Raw genomic sequence first — 16,772 nt, forward strand, 5'->3', positions numbered from 1 at the left:
TCCGCGGTTCAGCCGCGTTGAGCCAAGAAGGCGACATCGACGACCTCTCCGGTCCGGACCTGATCGACCTCGGTGGGTACCACCACCAAACAGTTGGCCTCGGCCAGTGTCGCCAACAAATGCGACGAGGCACCGGGCGCGCCGCCGAGCGCCTGCACCAGATATTCGCCGGTGTCCTGGTCGCGCATCAGCTGCCCGCGCAGGAAACCCTTGCGGCCGGGAACCGACGAGATCGGCGACAACGCGCGGGCCTGCACGACACGCCGCATCGCCTGTCGCTTGCCCAGAGACAGTCGGATCAACGGACGGACCATCACTTCGAAGACCACCAGCGCGCTCACCGGGTTGGCCGGCAGCAGGAATGTCGGCACCCCTTCGCGCCCCAGCTGACCGAAGCCCTGGACCGACCCGGGGTGCATCGCGATCCGCGCGACTTCCATCTCACCCAGCTTCGACAGCACCGTGCGCACGCTCTCGGCCGCCGCCCCGCCCACGGCACCGGCAATCACCACCAACTCGGCGCGATTGAGCTGACCCTCCACCGCCTCGCGCAGCTCTTTGGGGTCGGTACTGACGATGCCCACGCGGCTCACCTCTGCCCCGGCATCCCGTGCCGCGGCGGCGATCGCATACGAATTGACGTCGTAGACCTGCCCGTTGCCGGGCGTACGAGAGATGTCGACCAACTCGCCGCCCACGCTCATCACGGTCACCCGCGGGCGCGGATGCACCAGCACCCGCTCCCGGCCGACGGCAGCCAGCAAGCCCACCTGCGCAGCGCCGATGATGGCCCCGGCCCGAACGGCCACGTCACCGGGCTGGACGTCGTCGCCGGCCCGGCGTACGTACGCCCCCGACCGCACCCCACGCAGCACCCGCACCCGCGCCTGACCGCCGTCGGTCCAGCGCAGCGGCAGCACCGCATCGGCGAGCGTGGGCATCGGCGCGCCGGTCTGTACCCGGGCAGCCTGTTTGGGTTGCAGACGACTGGGGGTGCGCGTACCCGCCTCGATGACGCCCATGACCGGCAGACTGATCTGGCTGTCGCCCGACTCGTCGTCGGGATCGGCGCCGACACCTTGAACATCTACGCTGCGCACGGCATAACCGTCGATAGCCGCCTGGTCGAAACCCGGCAGCGGGTGTTCGGTGATCACTTCCTCGGCGCACATCAGGCCCTGGGCCTCGGCGATCGGCACCCGAACCGGCCGCGGCGCCACCGCGGCCGCCGCCACCCTGGCCTGTTGTTCCTCTACCGAACGCACCGCGCGCCTTTCTGCTTCGAGCCCCAGTCGCGCGGGCCCGCCGCAGCTCCTACTGTTCGGACTTGCCGGCCAGGCCTAGACGCGCCACCAACCATCGCCGCAAATCCGGGCCATAGTCGTCACGATCCAAGGCAAAGTCAACCGCAGCCTTGAGGTAGCCGCCGGGATTTCCCAAGTCGTGTCGAGAGCCGCGGTGCACCACGACATGCACCGGGTGGCCTTCCTTGATCAGCAACTCGATGGCGTCGGTCAATTGAATCTCTCCGCCGACCCCACGGTCGACCCGGCGCAGCGCATCGAATATCGCCCGGTCCAGCAGGTAGCGACCGGCGGCGGCGAACAGCGAAGGCGCATCCTCGGCCTTGGGCTTCTCCACCATCCCCTTGACCTTGAGCACGTTCGGGTTGGCCGCGTCGGGCAAGGTTTCGACGTCGAAGACGCCGTAGGAGCTGACCTCGTCCGCCGACACCTCGATCGCGCACAGCACCGTGCCGCCACGCTTGGCGCGCACCTTCGCCATCGTCTCCAGCACGCCCGTCGGCAGCACCAGATCGTCGGGCAACAGCACCGCTACCGCGTCTTCGTCCGGTGACAACACCGCTTCCACGCACCCCACCGCATGGCCAAGGCCCAGTGGTTCGTGCTGCACCACCGACTCGACCTTGATCAAAGCCGGCGCCCGGCGCACCTTTTCCAGCATGGCCTTCTTACCGCGGGCCTCCAGCGTGCCCTCGAGCACCAGGTCCTCGACGAAATGCGCGACCACGCTGTCTTTGCCTTCGGAGGTGACGATCACCAGCCGCTCGGCGCCGGCTTCAGCGGCTTCCTCGGCGACCAGCTCGATGCCCGGGGTATCGACGACCGGCAACAACTCTTTGGGGACGGTCTTGGTAGCGGGCAGGAAACGTGTGCCCAACCCGGCTGCGGGGACGATCGCCGTCCGCGGGATCGGCACCTCTGGCGGCGTCATCGTTCACACCCTATCGGCATCATCTTGGCCCTTCACTCTGGCGCAATCGACTGGCGCGCTGACATGGTGGACAGCGTGCTCGCCGGTACGAAAGCCCAACACAGGGAAGCCCTCTTTGCGGCGCGACGCGCGGTACCCGATTCGATCCGGGCCGCCGAGGCCGAGGCGCTGAGCGACCACCTCGCCCAGATCGTCGGTCCTGACGACGCTGTCTGCGCCTACCTGCCGGTGGGCACCGAGCCGGGCTCGCCGGAGATGGTGGACCGGCTGCGCAAGCTGTGCGCCCGGGTGCTGCTGCCGGTGACCCGTTCGGGCGCCGACGGCCGGCCGCTCGCTCTGCTCTGGGGTGTCTACGTGCCCGGCGCGCTGGTGGCCGCACAGTTCGGGCTCCTCGAGCCTGCCGAGCCGTGGTTGCCGAGCTCCGCAGTGGCCGAGGCCGACGTGGTGCTGGTTCCCGCGTTGGCGGTGGACCGCAACGGGGTGCGACTCGGGCGCGGCGGCGGGTTCTACGACCGCTCGCTGGCACTGTGCCGACCCGGCGCCAGACTCGTCGCGGTGGTGCGCGACGAGGAGGTTGTCGACGAGTTGCCCAGCGAGCCACACGACATCCGGGTAACCCATGTCGTGACCCCCAAACAGGGACTGTTCGCGCTGGCTGGCCCGTTGTGAGGCCATCGGCCTACGATGCACCCGAGCGTGCCCCCTCGAATCCTTTTTGCCGCATTTTGTTCCTGCCGCTTCCCTGGGCGCGGTACGGGGAATGATACGTGCCAGATGGCGGTTCTAGCACTTGGCACGGTAGAGTGCTAAAGACCAAAGTTTCGTCCCGGAGGTTCATGTGCCGACCTACAGCTACGCGTGCACCGAGTGCGACAACCGCTTCGACGCGGTGCAGGCGTTCACTGATGACGCGCTGACCAGCTGCCCGCAGTGCGCCGGTCGGCTGCGCAAGCTTTTCAACTCGGTCGGCGTGGTGTTCAAGGGCAGCGGCTTCTACCGCAACGACAGCCGTGATTCCTCGAAGAGCACGAGCAAGTCGGAGTCGTCTCCGTCGTCGTCGAGCTCGGAGAAGGCGGCGAGTTCCAGCGACGCGTCGTCCAGCACCTCGAGTTCGTCGAGTTCGAGTAGCTCCAGCAGCTCGGCGCCGGCCGCAGCGGCCTCCAGCTAGACCTGCTGGCCGGCCGCCGCCCCGAATTCGACTGAATAGCCTAGTAATTCGCTGCTCTCGTCCTTGACCGGACGGATGAGGATGCGCGCCATCGACCCGTTTGCAGTGGTCTCCAATTCTGGAAACTCCTCATCAAGGAGATCGGTCGCGCGCAGTTCGGCGAATGTCTCCGGCGTGACTGCGATCAGGTTCCAGATGTGCTGTCCGGCCGCTTCACCCGTGCCGACGTCCATCGTCCGGTCGAAGGCCGTACTCGATGCGACGACCCTCCCTGTCGCATCCATGAATGCGATCGCCGCGTCGGAGTCATACGCCTCGGCGAGCCGGTGGGCGCGCAGTTCCAGCGACATCGGCACCGACGAATCGGCAACACCGGGCGACGACACGCAGCCGCTTAAGACTTCCCGCACCTGATTGGCGGGCGTCGGCCGGCCGAACAGATAGCCCTGCGCGAGTTTGCATCCCATCCCTCTGAGCAGATCGGCTTGCACGGCCGTCTCCACTCCTTCCGCGACGACGGCCAGCCCCAGGCTGTGGCCCAGACCGACGACTGCGGCGACAATCTTGCGACTCTGGCGATGTTCGTGCATCGCCATGACGAAGCTGGAGTCGATCTTGATTTTGGAGAATGGCAGCGAGCTGAGCCATGTGAGGCTCGAATAGCCGGTGCCGAAGTCGTCCATGGCGATCATGCAGCCGAGGTTGATGAGCCGGTCGAGCGTCCGTCGCGGTTGCGTCAAGTCATCGATGAAGCCCGACTCCGTCACCTCAATATGCACGCGGCTCAAGGGAAATGACGTGTCGGCCGCCGCCCTGGCGATCCTTGTCGCCAACTCAGAATTCCGCAGCTGCAGGGGAGAGACGTTGAACCCCAGGAACAGGTTGTGCGGCCACTCCGTCGCGGCCAGAAATGACGTTCGCATCAATTGATCGAGCAGGCGATCCAGCAGACCGAAGCGATCGGCGATGGGGATGAACCGGTCCGGGCTGATGAAGCCCTCCACCGGATCTCGCCACCGGGCAAGCACTTCGAACCCGAGGATATGTCCGTCGTCCAAAGACACGATCGGCTGAAAGAACGGCTCCACCCCACCGTTGGACAGCGCGGACAAGAGGTTACGCGCGAGAAGCTGATCAGCGTTCATGCCCCGCGCCTCCTTCTCAACCGCCCAGGCGCCGTAACTGCTGTTACAGAAGGTACAGGCAAAGGCATTCCAGAACGTCGAAACGGGAAATATGCGCCGCACGCCGCTGCTTATCCACAAGCTGCGCTCGAGCGAAGGCCTGACAGCTAATGCCCAGTTACCGTCGCCGCATGAGTGAGTCGCTCAATCCCACGCTGACGAACCGAGTTCGGCAGATGCTGCGCCCGGATGTCACCCGCACGCTGCTGGCACGACGAGTCGTCGCCGGCGGGCTGGTGGTATTGGCCGGCGTCGCCGCGCTGCGACCAGATCCCGGCGATCAACGCTCCGATGTGGTGGTGGCCACCCACGATCTCAGTCCGGGCACGGCACTGTCCACCGCCGACATCAAGCTCGAAAAGCGTTCGGCTACAACAGTTCCCGATGGAGCTCAGACGGGCATCGAGGCTCTTGTCGGAGCCACTCTGGCCGGACCGGCGCGGCGAGGCGAGGTGCTGACCGACGCCAGAGTGCTCGGCTCACGTCTGGCCGGCCTCAGCGCCGGACCCGATGCGCGGGTGGTGCCACTGCATCTCACCGACGCGGCAGTACTCGACCTGATCAGACCCGGCGACATCGTCGACGTCACGGGCGCGGCGGACGCCGACAACAACGCCAAGCCGACGCTGGTGGCCTCCGACGCCATCGTCGTGCTGGTGTCCCCGAAGCAGAAGGCTGCGGGAGCCGGTGACGATCGCGTGGTGCTGGTGGCCCTGCCGGCCGCGGCCGCGCACTCGCTGGCTGCAGCCACGTTGGTGCAGACCGTCACATTGACGATCCACTGAGCTATCCCGCTGGCGGCGGCGGGGGCACCGGCGCGGTGGGCGGCGGGCCCTGGTTCTGAATCGCATCCATCACCATGTCGGCGATGTCATCGGAGGACGAGGTCTTCGGCGGACCGGGAGCCGGGGTGAGGGTCGGTGCGGCCGCGGCGATACCGCCACCCACCGCCAGGGCACCGAACAAGGCTGCTGTCGCGACCGCGCGAATCCACATGGTGTTTTTACCTCCGCCTTTCCGTCTGCAGCCAAGCTAACAGCTCCGCAGACGCCCCGCCCGGCCCGTATTACCCTTCGAGGTCTCGGGGCAATGCTCCAATCGAAAGGGGAAATACCGTGTTGAAGGGCTTCAAGGAGTTTCTCTCTCGCGGAAACATCGTCGATCTGTCGATCGCGGTCGTCGTCGGTACCGCCTTCACCGCATTGGTCACGAAGTTCACCGACAGCATCATCCAGCCGCTGATCAACCGAATCGGGGCGGGCAAGAACTCTGATCACGGCATCCTGCGCATCGCCATCGGGGGTGGACAGGTCATCGACTTGAACGTCCTGCTGTCGGCGGTGATCAACTTCGTCCTTGTTGCCGCGGTGGTGTATTTCCTCGTCGTCGTGCCCTACAACCGCCTTCGCAAGAAGGGCGAGGTCGAGCAGGCCGGCGACACCGAGCTGAGTCTGCTGACCGAGATCCGCGATCTCCTGGCCGACGCGAGCGGAACGCCCAAGAAGGTCACCGGTCCGGGCACCGGCCCCAGCCCCGACACCGCAGAGACGACGAGCGCCGACAGAGACTGACGTAGCGCAACAAAATGGCCCCCGGCGTGAGCCGGGGGCCATTTTGTTGACGTGCTTAGGGAATCAGTTCATATTCCAGGGTTCGCCGTAGGTGGTGACGCTGTCACCGGCCTTGGAGATCAGGCGAGCGAACGGGCGCAGGAGCACGCCGCCGGCGGCACCGGTGACGGTGCCGTGGGCGTTGGCCACGGCGACCGAGCCGTTGGGGCCCGAGACGTCCACCGAGAAGGTGGCGACTTCCTGGATGCCGGGGCCGTTGCCCAGGTCAGCGCTGATCGACACGCCCGGGAACAGGTTCGGGGTGATGACCGAGCCCAGCGGGTTGAAGCCCGTCGGGGAGATGTTCGCGTCGTCGAGCAGGATGTTGGGGGTGGTGTAGCTGAAGTTGATGCCCACACCCAGCGACCACGGGAAGCCGACCTGGTAACCCAGCTCCAAGGTGCCCGCGAACTCGTCCGAACCCGGGCCGACCACGCTGTAGACGGCCTTGCCGGAGTGGAACCACTCACGAGTCAGCCTGTTGCGGTCCAGGGGGAACACGCCGTTGAGGAAGGTGTCCCACTGCTGAATCGTCATGGTGCGGCCACCGCCGTCAACCAGACTCAGCTCGTTGTCCAAACCTGCGTGTGAGGTGCCTGTCCCGACAAACAGCGCCGCGACGGCGGCGATCATCGCCACCAGCACCCGACCGATTACCTTCATGTTCTCCCTAGCTATGTCGACGGTGACCCGTGGGCTCACCGAGTGTGTGGTTCGTGCTCGGGTCCCAACATGCTGACACCGCACACGGCGCTCAGCAGTTCAATGAGAGTCCTCACACCCTGCTCTTACGCTCTGCTCATCGTTGACAGGAGGAACATAACGGGATGGCATCTGGGCGGCAACGCAAGCCGTCACGGTGTGCCGAAACGGTGCTTGCGTGGGGAAGTTTGCTGAGAGGCAAGCCGCGGTTAACCGGAATCAGTTGCGACATAGGCCGGACGGACGCCAGGACCCGCGAGTTCGCCACGCTGGCGTGTACCTGACTCCGGAGAGCGCCACGAGCAAAGCCGCCCGACCAGCACCTGCTGATCATCAATGGTGGTGCGGCGGAACGTTATCCCTGAACCACTGCTCGCGGTCCGCGTCCTCGCGCCCCTCATCTGGATCCCGTTCGTCAGAGGACTCCTTGGGCAGTTCGGTACCGAAGACTTTGTTAACTGCGCTTCGGTTCTGGCGCGAAGTTCCCATCACATCACCCCATAATTGTGACAAAGATCACAATCTTGATGTTTGCCCAGTTCACAGGCCGTTAACACAAGGCCTCCAACCCCGGATGCGGCGCTCTTAATTGACGGTACGCCCCGCAGTGAAGCGACCGTTGATGCTCCGCGTGGAGCTTGCTTAAATCTCCAGGCTCGACAGCTGGCCGATGACATGGGTCGCCAGCGGGTTCAACGTCGCCATGCCATCCCGAACCGCATACCGCGAGCCGGCGATGTTGACGACGAGGGTGCTGCCGGAAATCCCGGCCAGACCACGTGACAGTCCCGCATCGGTGATGCCCGCCGACAAGCCGGACGCGCGCAGCGCCTCGGCAATGCCGAGAAGCTCGCGATCGAGGATGGTCTTGGTGGCCTCAGGCGTGACATCGCGCGGTGTGACGCCCGTGCCGCCTACCGACACCACCAGGTCAACACCGCCGATCACGGCGGTGTTCAGTGCATTGCGGATCTCGATTTCGTCGGCTGACACCACCACAACGCCGTCCACCACAAAGCCCGCCTCGGCGAGCAGTTCAGTGACCAACGGACCGCTGTGATCCTCCTCATCGCCGTGAGCCGTGCGGTCGTCGACAACGACGACGAGTGCACGCCCCACCAGCTCACCTGGCTGTTCCATGGATGTCACCGTATATCCGCCCGCCGACATCGCGGCAGTCACGCTGGTCAGCGTCATGGGATGTTCACCCACCACCCGGATCACGAAGCGGCCTTTCCTAGCGTGACCTGCACGGTTCGGTCGGCGCCGGATGGATCGGTGAAGGTCAGCGTCACCTGGTCGCCGGGCGCCCGGGACCTGACAGCCGCGACCAGCGCATCGGCGCTACCGATCACGCGGTCGTTCAGCTTCGTCACCACGACCCCGCTGGGCAGGCCGGCGGCCGCAGCTGCACCGCCCTTCGTCACATCGACGATCTTCGCTCCGTGGGTCGTGGTGTCATTGCTGACCTGTACGCCCAACGACGCATGCGTGGCGGTGCCGGTACTGATCAGCTCGTCCGCGATGCGCTTGGCCTGGTCCACGGGAATAGCGAAGCCGAGCCCGATCGAACCGCTCTGGGCGTCCGGGGAATCACCGCCGAGCGTGGCGATTGCCGAGTTCACCCCCACCAGTTCGCCGCTCATGTTCACCAGCGCACCGCCAGAGTTGCCGGGGTTGATCGCGGCGTCGGTCTGGATGGCATCCAGCACGGTGTTCTGATTGTTGGCATCACCGCCGGTGGCCACCGGCCGATTCAGGGCGCTGACGATGCCGGTGGTGACAGTGCCTTCCAGGCCCAGAGGCGAACCGACCGCCACCACGTCCTGGCCGACCCGAAGGTTGGCCGACGAGCCCACGCTGATCGGCGTCAGGCCTGACACTCCCTGCGCTCGAACGACGGCGATGTCGCTGGCCGGATCGGTGCCGACGACGGTGAAGGTAGAGGTGCGGCCGTCGGCGAACGTCACGGTCGTCGTCGGGGCGCCGCCTGTAGGCGGAGCAGCAGGGCCGCCGGAGTTGCCCGGTCCACTCGGCGCGCCCGGGGCGCCTGGCACCAGCGGCGGCAGGCCGGGGATTGCCGGCGGTGCGGCCGGGGCCGGGCCACCGGCCTTGGCCGCGGCCACGACGTGGTTGTTGGTCAGGATCAGCCCGTCGGAGGACAAGATGATGCCTGAACCCTCTTCGGACTGACGACCGAACTCGGTTTCGAGCTTGACCACGCTGGGGACGACCTTGGCGGCGACCTGCTCGACCGACCCGGCCGGAAGGTTGGCCGCCGGGACGTTAGCCGCCCCGTTCGGCGAGCCTTGCAGCACAGAACCGACGGGTTGCCGGTCCGGATGCGCAAGCAGCACCACAGTGCCACCCACGCCCGCCGACACGACTGCGATCGCCAGCGCCCCTGCCATCAACGCCCCTGCACGCGAACGGTTACGCGGTGGCACGGGCGGAATGTTCGGCGGAGCTGCCGGATATCCTTGTCGCGCAGCCTGATACGGATCGTAAGGCTGACCGTAATGCTGCGGTTGCTGTGGTCCGGCATACCGCCAGTCGTACGGCTGTTGATGGCCGGCCGGCCGCGGCGGAGCTGAATACCCCGGTGCCACACGCTGATTCGGGCCCTGATGACCGGGCGGCGGCGGAGGTGAATACCTCGGGTGGTCGGTCATGTCGTCAGGTCGCTCTTTCTCTTAACGAGATGCATAAAACTGATGAGTAAAGCTTGCCTTGCTCTACTGAGAATCGACTGAGATAACACTCGGTACGGCCGGTGGTTTTTGCTGGGAGTGGCGGCCATCACCATTGATTTTGGCCCTTTTGACCGTGATTTCGCTCTCAGCTGAAGCCTCAGGATACGTTGCCGCGGCGATCGGCAGGCCGGGCAGCAGAACGTAGAACGCCGTACCTGGCGGATCGCCGCCGGGCACGGTGTCCGCGATACGGATCATCCCGCCGTGTTTGACGACAACCTGTTTGACGATCGCCAGGCCGAGTCCTGAGCCCGGCATGGCCCGCGCCGAAGCCGACCGGTAGAACCGCTCGAACACCAGACCGCGTTCCTGAGGCGGGATTCCGGGTCCCCGGTCCGACACCACCAGCTCGGCGTGGGCGGCGTCGACTTGACGCAGCCGAACCCCGACGTGGGCGCCCGACGGGCTCCACTTGGCCGCATTGTCGAGCAGGTTGACCACCGCCCGCGACAATCCGGCCGGATCCCCGTAGACCTGCCATCCGATGACGTCGACGTCGAACTGAACATCGTTGCGGCGCCTGCGCGCCCGCTCCAGGCTGCGTTCGACCACATCGCTGATGTCGACCGCCTCGTGCACCACACCACCGGCGTCCTCACGCGTGAGGTCAACCAAATCGCCTACCAGAGTGGACAATTCCTCGATCTGGGCGATCACGTCGATGCGCAGCTCGGCCATTTCCCCCTCCGGCAGCCGCGGGGCGCCGGGCTGCATCGAGGCCATCAGCAACTCGACGTTGGTGCGCAGCGACGTCAGCGGTGTGCGCAGCTCGTGGCCGGCATCGGCGACCAGCCGGGCCTGGCGTTCCCGCGACTCGGTCAACGCCCGAAGCATCGTGTTGAACGTTTCGGTGAGCCTGGCCAGCTCGTCACTGCCGAACACCGGGATGGGCCGCAGATCGTCGGTACGCGCCACCCGCTCGGCCGCCTCGGTCAGTCGCGCCACCGGCCGTAGACCAGTTCGCGCCACCATCCCGCCGGCGATCGCGGCGACCACCACGCCGATGCCGCCCACCGCCAACAGCACCCACTTCAGCTTGGTCATCACCGCGTTGGTGGGGACCAGACTCTTGGAGATCAATAGTGAACTCTGGTTGGGCAGATGAACCGCCAGCACCCGCTGGTTTCCGACCGTCCTGCGCGACATCAGCAATTCGCCGCTGATGACGGACTTCTCCGGCTCGCCGACCGGCAGCCGCTGCCCCTGCTGGTTCGCCGTGTAGGTCGACCGGCCAGGAGTGATGTACATGGCGTTGACGTCGGAGTAGGCGGTGCCCTCGATGGCCTTACCAGGGTCGACGGCCAGCGACCCGCTGCCGATCAGCAGCGCTGCCCGGCTCTGCAACTGGTTGTCGATATCGGTGTAGAGCGCGGCCGACACCACGGCGTAGACCGCGACGGCCATCAACACCACGACCATCGCCACCATGGACATGGCCAGCAACATGACCCGCCATCGCAGGGAGAGCGATGTCGTGGATTCCTCGGGCGCTCGCGAGGCTCGCGCGCGCCGCCTCCAACGAACCATCAGGGCGGTGTCTCACGCAGCACGTAGCCCACACCACGCACGGTGTGGATTAGCCGCGGTTCTCCTTCTGCTTCGGTCTTTCTGCGTAGGTAGCCGACGTATACCTCCAGCGCATTACCCGAGGTCGGAAAGTCGAAACCCCATACCTCTTCGAGAATGCGGCTCCGCGTCAGAACCCGTCGCGGATTGGCGATGAGCATCTCCAGCAGCGCGAACTCGGTTCGGGTCAGACTGATGGCGCGTTTGCCTCGATGCACCTCGCGGGTCACCGGGTCCAGCGTCAGGTCCCCGAACGTCATCACCGCCGAGTCGGACTGCTCATCGGGGCTCCGCCGGCGCAACAAGGCGCGCATCCGCGCCAGCAGCTCTTCGAGGGCGAACGGCTTGGGCAGGTAGTCGTCAGCGCCCGCGTCCAAGCCCGCCACCCGCTCAGATACCGAGTCGCGGGCAGTCAAAACCAGGATCGGCAGATCGTCACCGGTGCTGCGCAGCTGACGACAAACTTCGAGGCCGTCCAGCCGGGGCATCATCACATCGAGCACCAGCGCATCGGGCCGATCGTTGGCGATCGCATCGAGCGCTTCTACGCCGTCCTGCGCCAAATCCACGGAATAACCGTTGAAGGAAAGGGACCGGCGTAAGGACTCGCGCACCGCGCGATCGTCATCGACGACAAGAATTCGCACGGCCCCAGTGTCAACCCAACGCCTGAGATAGGCCTGAGAGGCACGCCGCGCGAGCAGGCAATTCGCGGCGGGCGAACGCTATCAGCGCTTGTCGAGATCGATCAGTCCGAGCCGCGCTGCCTTGAGCAACCGGCGGGGAATCTTGTGCTGACGGCCGGCAACGGAAACGTTGACCAGACCGGTGGCCTCGGCCTTCCACTGCGCGCGCCGACTGCGGGTGTTCGCGCGCGACATTCTGCGCTTGGGCACAGCCATGACGTGCTTCTCCTTGATCAGGGGTGTCGCCGCGCAGGGACTTTCCAGTGCCGGCGGCCAACAGTTGCACTTCAGGATAGCCGCTCACCTGCGTCGGCTCCAAAACGGCCCGAGCGGGCCGCGGCCGGCGGCCTCACCCCTTGACTGAGGGCTGGTGCTCGCAAGTAACCTACCAGTTGGTTGGTCACTGAAGGGAAGACAGCGCGCGTGGCGAATGCGGTGCGGATCGGCAACTGTTCAGGCTTTTATGGTGACCGAATCGCCGCCATGCGCGAGATGCTCACCGGCGGTGAGCTGGACTATCTGACCGGCGACTACCTGGCCGAGCTCACCATGCTGATCCTGGGACGAGACAGGATGAAGCATCCCGAGCGCGGTTACGCCAAGACCTTCCTCAGCCAATTGGAGGAATGCCTCGGTCTGGCCCATGACCGGGGGGTGCGCATCGTCGCCAACGCCGGTGGCCTCAATCCGGCCGGCCTGGCTGATGCCGTCCGCGCGCTCGCGGATCGGCTGGGCATCCCGACCAAGGTCGCCCATGTCGAAGGTGACGACCTCCTCTCACGCGCGGCCGATCTCGGGTTGGGTTCACCACTGACGGCCAACGCCTATCTGGGCGCGTGGGGCATCGTCGACTGCCTGCAGGGCGGCGCCGACGTCGTCGTCACCGGGCGGGTCACCGACGCCTCCGTGGTGGTGGGCCCGGCCGCGGCGCACTTCGGATGGGGCCGCGCCGATTACGACAGGCTCGCGGGCGCCGTGGTGGCCGGCCACGTCATCGAATGCGGAGCGCAGGCCACCGGGGGCAACTACTCCTTCTTCACCGAGATCGCCGACCTCGGGCACGCCGGCTTCCCGCTGGCAGAGGTCAGCGCCGACGGTTCCTCAGTGATCACCAAACATCCGGAGACCGGCGGCCGGGTCAGCGTGGGCACGGTTACCGCGCAACTCCTCTACGAGATCGGCGGCGCACGCTACGCCAACCCTGATGTCACCGCGCGCTTCGACACCATCGCGCTGACCGCCGACGGCACCGACCGCGTCCGCATCAGCGGCGTGCGCGGCGAACCCCCTCCCCCGTCACTAAAGGTGTCACTGAACAGCATTGGCGGGTTTCGCAATTCCGTGACGTTCGTGCTCACCGGCCTTGACGTCGAGGCCAAGGCCGCGTTGGTGCGCGAGCAGCTGGAGTCGGCCCTGAGCGTGCGCCCGGCCGAGATGGGGTGGTCCCTGGCCCGGACCGACCACGTCGACGCCGACACCGAGGAGGCGGCCAGCGCCCTGCTGAGTTGCGTCGTCCGCGACGCCGATCCCAAGGTTGTGGGCCGCCAGTTCTCCTCGGCTGCAGTCGAACTCGCACTGGCCTCGTATCCCGGCTTCACCTCTACCGCGCCGCCTGGCGACGGACAGGTCTACGGGGTGTTCACCGCCGGATACGTACCGGCGAACGAGGTTACGCAGGTAGCCGTGCGCGCCGACGGAACCCGCACCGCCATCGCCGCTGCAGCCGACACTGTCGAACTGGCCGGGGTCGAACCGCCGGCGCTGCCCGACGCCCCCGCCACGGCGCCCACCCGCCGGCTGCCACTGGGCACGATCGCCGGGGCGCGCAGCGGCGACAAGGGCGGAGCGGCCAATGTCGGCGTTTGGGTGCGCACCGACGAGCAGTGGCGTTGGCTGGCACACACGCTGACGATCGACCTGCTGCGCGAATTACTCCCGGAGACAAAAGATCTCCCGGTTTCCCGCCATCTGCTGCCGAACCTGCGCGCGGTGAACTTCGTCATCGACGGCATCCTCGGGCAGGGCGTTGCCTACCAAGCCCGGTTCGACCCGCAGGCCAAGGGTCTGGGTGAATGGCTACGCAGTCGGCACGTCGACATCCCGGAAGGCATCCTCTAGTGAGCATCTGGAACACCCCCGAACGCCAGCAACTGCGCAAGACCGTGCGCAGTTTCGCCGAACGCGAGATCGTGCCCCACATCGAGGAATGGGAGCGGGCCGGTGAGCTTCCGCGCGATCTGCACCGCAGGGCCGCCGCCGCCGGACTGCTGGGCGCCGAGCTGCCAGAATCGGTAGGCGGCGGTGGTGGCGACGCCGCGGACTCGTTGATCATTTGCGAAGAACTGCACGAAGCCGGCACTCCCGGTGGAGTTTTCGCCTCACTGTTCACCTGCGGTATCGCGGTACCACACATGGCCGCGTCCGGCAACGAACGGCTGATCGAGACCTTTGTGCGCCCTACGCTGCGTGGAGACCTGATCGGATCACTGGCGATCACCGAGCCCGGCGGCGGCTCCGACGTCGGGCACCTGCGCACGACGGCAACGCGAATCAATGACGAGTACATCGTCAACGGCGCCAAGACCTACATCACCTCGGGCGTGCGCGCCGACTACGTCGTGACCGCTGTCCGCACCGGCGGCGCCGACCTTCCCGGCGCGGCAGGGGTGTCCTTGCTCGTGGTCGAAAAGGGGACACCAGGATTTGACGTCACCCGCCGACTGGACAAGATGGGCTGGCGATCGTCGGACACCGCCGAGCTCTCCTACACCGACGCGCGGGTCTCGGCGGCCAATCTCGTCGGCGCGGAGAACACCGGGTTCGCCCAGATCGCCCAGGCATTCGTATCCGAACGTATCGGCCTTGCCGCGCAAGCTTATTCGTCGGCCCAGCGCTGCCTGGACCTGACCGTTCAGTGGTGTCGCGACCGGGAGACGTTCGGCCGGCCGCTGATCTCCCGGCAGGCGGTGCAGAACACCCTGGCGGAGATGGCCCGCCGGATCGATGTGGCGCGCGTGTACTCGCGCACTGTGGTGGAGCGGCAGTTATCGGGTGAGACGGATTTGATCGCGGCGGTGTGCTTCGCGAAGAACACCGCCGTGGAAGCCGGCGAGTGGGTGGCACACCAGGCGGTGCAACTGTTCGGAGGGATGGGCTATATGACCGAGTGCGAGGTCGAACGCCAGTATCGGGACATGCGGATCCTGGGGATCGGCGGAGGGACCACCGAAATCTTGACCAGCCTGGCCGCCAAAGCCCTTGGATACCAGGCATGACGGCTCTGCAGAGCATCGTCGACCCGACGGCGCCGACGTTCGTCGAGGCGGCCGAGGCCATGACGGCGAAGCTTGGCGAGATCGACGTCGAGCTGGCGAAGGCGCTGGCCGGTGGTGGCCCCAAGTACGTGAACCGGCATCACGACCGCGGCAAGCTCACCGCGCGTGAGCGTATCGAGCTGCTCGTCGACCCCGATTCTCCGTTCCTGGAACTGTGCCCACTTGCGGCCTACGGCAGTGACTTTCAGGTCGGCGCCAGCGTGGTCACCGGCATCGGTGTGGTTGAAGGCGTCGAATGCCTGCTGATCGCCAACGATCCCACCGTCAAGGGCGGCACCAGCAATCCGTGGACTCTCAAGAAGATTCTGCGCGCCAACCAGGTCGCCTTTGAGAACCGGCTCCCGGTGATCTCACTGGTGGAGTCCGGTGGCGCCGACCTGCCGACCCAGAAAGAGATCTTCATCCCCGGCGGTCAGATGTTTCGCGATCTGACCCGGCTGTCCGCGGCGGGTATTCCCACGATCGCGCTGGTGTTCGGCAACTCCACAGCCGGCGGTGCCTACGTCCCGGGCATGTCCGATCACGTCGTGATGATCAAGGAGCGGTCCAAGGTATTCCTGGCCGGTCCCCCGCTGGTGAAGATGGCAACCGGTGAGGAGGCCGACGACGAATCCCTCGGTGGTGCCGAAATGCATGCCAGGGTTTCGGGTTTGGCCGACTATTTCGCGGTCGACGAGCTTGATGCCATCCGCATCGGGCGGCGCGTCGTGGACCGGCTCAATTGGACCAAGCAGGGGCCCACACCACGGCCGGTGGTCGCGCCGCTGGCCGACCCCGACGAGCTGCTCGGCATCGTCTCGGCGGACCTGCGGATCCCGTTCGATCCCCGAGAGGTCATCGCGCGCGTCGTCGACGGCTCCGATTTCGACGAATTCAAAGCGATGTACGGGGCTTCCCTGGTGACCGGCTGGGCCACCCTGCACGGCTATCCGCTGGGCATCCTGGCCAACGCCCGCGGAGTGCTGTTCAGCGAGGAGTCGCAGAAGGCGACCCAATTCATCCAGCTGGCCAACCGCTCCAACACACCACTGTTGTTCCTGCACAACACGACCGGATACATGGTGGGTAAGTCCTACGAGGAAGGCGGGATGATCAAGCACGGCTCGATGATGATCAACGCCGTGTCCAATTCCCGGGTCCCGCACATCTCCCTGCTGATCGGTGCCTCGTACGGGGCGGGCCACTACGGCATGTGCGGACGCGCCTACGATCCCCGCTTCCTCTTCGCGTGGCCCAGCGCCAAATCCGCGGTGATGGGCGGCGCGCAGCTGGCCGGCGTCCTGTCGATCGTCAACCGCGCGGCCACCGAGGCCCGCGGCGGGACGGTCGACGAACAGGCCGATGCAGCCCTGCGAGCAGCCGTCGAGGCGCAGATCGAGGCCGAGTCCCTGCCGATGTTCTTGTCCGGCCGGCTCTACGACGACGGGGTGATCGATCCCCGCGACACCCGCACCGTGCTCGGAATGTGCTTGTCCGCCATTGCCAGCGCACCGATCGAGGGGACGTCGAACTTCGGCGTCTTCCGGATGTGAG

17 protein-coding genes are annotated in these 16,772 nt (G+C 66.2%); 7 read left to right on the top strand and 10 right to left on the bottom strand.

Features of this window, described 5'->3' with window-relative positions:
• Nucleotides 1-8: 8 nt before the first annotated feature.
• Together glp and CG716_RS13145 are read right to left on the bottom strand one after the other, a co-directional pair.
• The gene (gene glp / locus CG716_RS13140; RefSeq protein ID WP_094480140.1) at nt 9-1,265 is read right to left on the bottom strand and encodes a molybdotransferase-like divisome protein Glp; all 1,257 of its coding nucleotides are present in this window, start codon (nt 1,263-1,265) and stop codon (nt 9-11) included.
• 49 nt (nt 1,266-1,314) lie between these two features.
• The gene (locus CG716_RS13145) at nt 1,315-2,235 is read right to left on the bottom strand and encodes a UTP--glucose-1-phosphate uridylyltransferase (protein ID WP_094480142.1); all 921 of its coding nucleotides are present in this window, start codon (nt 2,233-2,235) and stop codon (nt 1,315-1,317) included.
• 63 nt (nt 2,236-2,298) lie between these two features.
• Between CG716_RS13145 and CG716_RS13150 the strand changes: the two genes are divergently transcribed.
• Both CG716_RS13150 and CG716_RS13155 read left to right on the top strand, forming a co-directional pair.
• Entirely contained in the window at nt 2,299-2,904 is a 606-nt protein-coding gene (locus CG716_RS13150; RefSeq protein WP_094480144.1) for a 5-formyltetrahydrofolate cyclo-ligase, read from the top strand.
• Between the two features lie 169 nt (nt 2,905-3,073).
• Nucleotides 3,074-3,403 (top strand): FmdB family zinc ribbon protein, encoded by a 330-nt coding sequence (locus CG716_RS13155; protein ID WP_094480146.1) that lies wholly within the window; start codon nt 3,074-3,076, stop codon nt 3,401-3,403.
• Here CG716_RS13155 and CG716_RS13160 read toward each other — a convergent pair.
• Entirely contained in the window at nt 3,400-4,650 is a 1,251-nt protein-coding gene (locus tag CG716_RS13160) for a sensor domain-containing phosphodiesterase (protein WP_133066933.1), read from the bottom strand. The two genes, CG716_RS13155 and CG716_RS13160, sit on opposite strands and share 4 nt — an antisense overlap.
• 68 nt (nt 4,651-4,718) lie before the next feature.
• Between CG716_RS13160 and CG716_RS13165 the strand changes: the two genes are divergently transcribed.
• Complete coding sequence (locus tag CG716_RS13165) at nt 4,719-5,372, top strand: SAF domain-containing protein (protein WP_094480150.1); 654 nt, start codon at nt 4,719-4,721, stop codon at nt 5,370-5,372.
• Between the two features lies 1 nt (nt 5,373).
• Here CG716_RS13165 and CG716_RS13170 read toward each other — a convergent pair whose 3' ends face one another.
• Complete coding sequence (locus tag CG716_RS13170; protein ID WP_094480152.1) at nt 5,374-5,583, bottom strand: hypothetical protein; 210 nt, start codon at nt 5,581-5,583, stop codon at nt 5,374-5,376.
• A 119-nt stretch (nt 5,584-5,702) separates the two neighbouring features.
• Here CG716_RS13170 and mscL point away from each other — a divergent pair, with 119 nt between their 5' ends.
• Complete coding sequence (mscL, locus tag CG716_RS13175) at nt 5,703-6,158, top strand: large-conductance mechanosensitive channel protein MscL (protein WP_094480154.1); 456 nt, start codon at nt 5,703-5,705, stop codon at nt 6,156-6,158.
• Nucleotides 6,159-6,221: 63 nt separating this feature from the next.
• On the opposite strand, the gene CG716_RS13180 is transcribed toward mscL, so the two are convergent.
• The 6 genes from CG716_RS13180 to rpmF all read right to left on the bottom strand — a co-directional run bounded on the left by CG716_RS13180 (nt 6,222) and on the right by rpmF (nt 12,120).
• Nucleotides 6,222-6,860, bottom strand: coding sequence for a porin MspA (locus tag CG716_RS13180; RefSeq protein WP_094480156.1), 639 nt, complete (start codon nt 6,858-6,860; stop codon nt 6,222-6,224).
• Between the two features lie 681 nt (nt 6,861-7,541).
• On the bottom strand, nt 7,542-8,069 hold the full coding sequence (locus CG716_RS13185; protein WP_094480277.1) for a MogA/MoaB family molybdenum cofactor biosynthesis protein: 528 nt from the start codon (nt 8,067-8,069) through the stop codon (nt 7,542-7,544).
• A gap of 50 nt (nt 8,070-8,119) precedes the next feature.
• On the bottom strand, nt 8,120-9,571 hold the full coding sequence (locus CG716_RS13190; protein ID WP_094480158.1) for a S1C family serine protease: 1,452 nt from the start codon (nt 9,569-9,571) through the stop codon (nt 8,120-8,122).
• Nucleotides 9,572-9,634: 63 nt separating this feature from the next.
• Complete coding sequence (locus CG716_RS13195; RefSeq protein WP_094480160.1) at nt 9,635-11,179, bottom strand: HAMP domain-containing sensor histidine kinase; 1,545 nt, start codon at nt 11,177-11,179, stop codon at nt 9,635-9,637.
• Complete coding sequence (locus CG716_RS13200; RefSeq protein ID WP_094480162.1) at nt 11,179-11,865, bottom strand: response regulator transcription factor; 687 nt, start codon at nt 11,863-11,865, stop codon at nt 11,179-11,181. Before CG716_RS13200 ends, CG716_RS13195 begins: the two co-directional genes overlap by 1 nt.
• A gap of 81 nt (nt 11,866-11,946) precedes the next feature.
• Nucleotides 11,947-12,120, bottom strand: coding sequence for a 50S ribosomal protein L32 (rpmF, locus tag CG716_RS13205; protein WP_094480164.1), 174 nt, complete (start codon nt 12,118-12,120; stop codon nt 11,947-11,949).
• Between the two features lie 219 nt (nt 12,121-12,339).
• Here rpmF and CG716_RS13210 point away from each other — a divergent pair, with 219 nt between their 5' ends.
• Genes CG716_RS13210 through CG716_RS13220 form a run of 3 tightly spaced genes read left to right on the top strand, consistent with a single transcriptional unit; the run spans nt 12,340 to nt 16,771 of the window.
• Nucleotides 12,340-14,022, top strand: a complete 1,683-nt coding sequence (locus tag CG716_RS13210) for an acyclic terpene utilization AtuA family protein (RefSeq protein WP_094480279.1) — start codon at nt 12,340-12,342, stop codon at nt 14,020-14,022.
• A complete protein-coding gene (locus CG716_RS13215; protein WP_094480166.1) occupies nt 14,022-15,179 on the top strand; it encodes an acyl-CoA dehydrogenase family protein in 1,158 nt (385 codons plus the stop codon). The genes CG716_RS13210 and CG716_RS13215 overlap by 1 nt, the downstream gene beginning before the upstream one ends.
• Nucleotides 15,176-16,771 carry an acyl-CoA carboxylase subunit beta gene (locus CG716_RS13220; RefSeq protein ID WP_094480168.1) on the top strand — a complete coding sequence of 532 codons (1,596 nt, stop codon included), beginning with the start codon at nt 15,176-15,178 and terminating at the stop codon, nt 16,769-16,771. Before CG716_RS13215 ends, CG716_RS13220 begins: the two co-directional genes overlap by 4 nt.
• Nucleotide 16,772 lies beyond the last annotated feature (1 nt).

Origin of the sequence: Mycolicibacterium sphagni, assembly GCF_002250655.1 — a bacterium.
Lineage (GTDB): Bacteria > Actinomycetota > Actinomycetes > Mycobacteriales > Mycobacteriaceae > Mycobacterium > Mycobacterium sphagni.

Coding starts and splice junctions, on each gene's coding strand:
- CG716_RS13180 (WP_094480156.1), bottom strand. CDS start 6,860: ATGAAGGTAATCGGTCGGGTGCTGGTGGCGATGATCGCCGCCGTCGCG.
- CG716_RS13150 (WP_094480144.1), top strand. CDS start 2,299: ATGGTGGACAGCGTGCTCGCCGGTACGAAAGCCCAACACAGGGAAGCC.
- rpmF (WP_094480164.1), bottom strand. CDS start 12,120: ATGGCTGTGCCCAAGCGCAGAATGTCGCGCGCGAACACCCGCAGTCGG.
- CG716_RS13165 (WP_094480150.1), top strand. CDS start 4,719: ATGAGTGAGTCGCTCAATCCCACGCTGACGAACCGAGTTCGGCAGATG.
- CG716_RS13195 (WP_094480160.1), bottom strand. CDS start 11,179: ATGGTTCGTTGGAGGCGGCGCGCGCGAGCCTCGCGAGCGCCCGAGGAA.
- CG716_RS13190 (WP_094480158.1), bottom strand. CDS start 9,571: ATGACCGACCACCCGAGGTATTCACCTCCGCCGCCGCCCGGTCATCAG.
- CG716_RS13185 (WP_094480277.1), bottom strand. CDS start 8,069: ATGTCGGCGGGCGGATATACGGTGACATCCATGGAACAGCCAGGTGAG.
- CG716_RS13220 (WP_094480168.1), top strand. CDS start 15,176: ATGACGGCTCTGCAGAGCATCGTCGACCCGACGGCGCCGACGTTCGTC.
- CG716_RS13170 (WP_094480152.1), bottom strand. CDS start 5,583: ATGTGGATTCGCGCGGTCGCGACAGCAGCCTTGTTCGGTGCCCTGGCG.
- CG716_RS13145 (WP_094480142.1), bottom strand. CDS start 2,235: ATGACGCCGCCAGAGGTGCCGATCCCGCGGACGGCGATCGTCCCCGCA.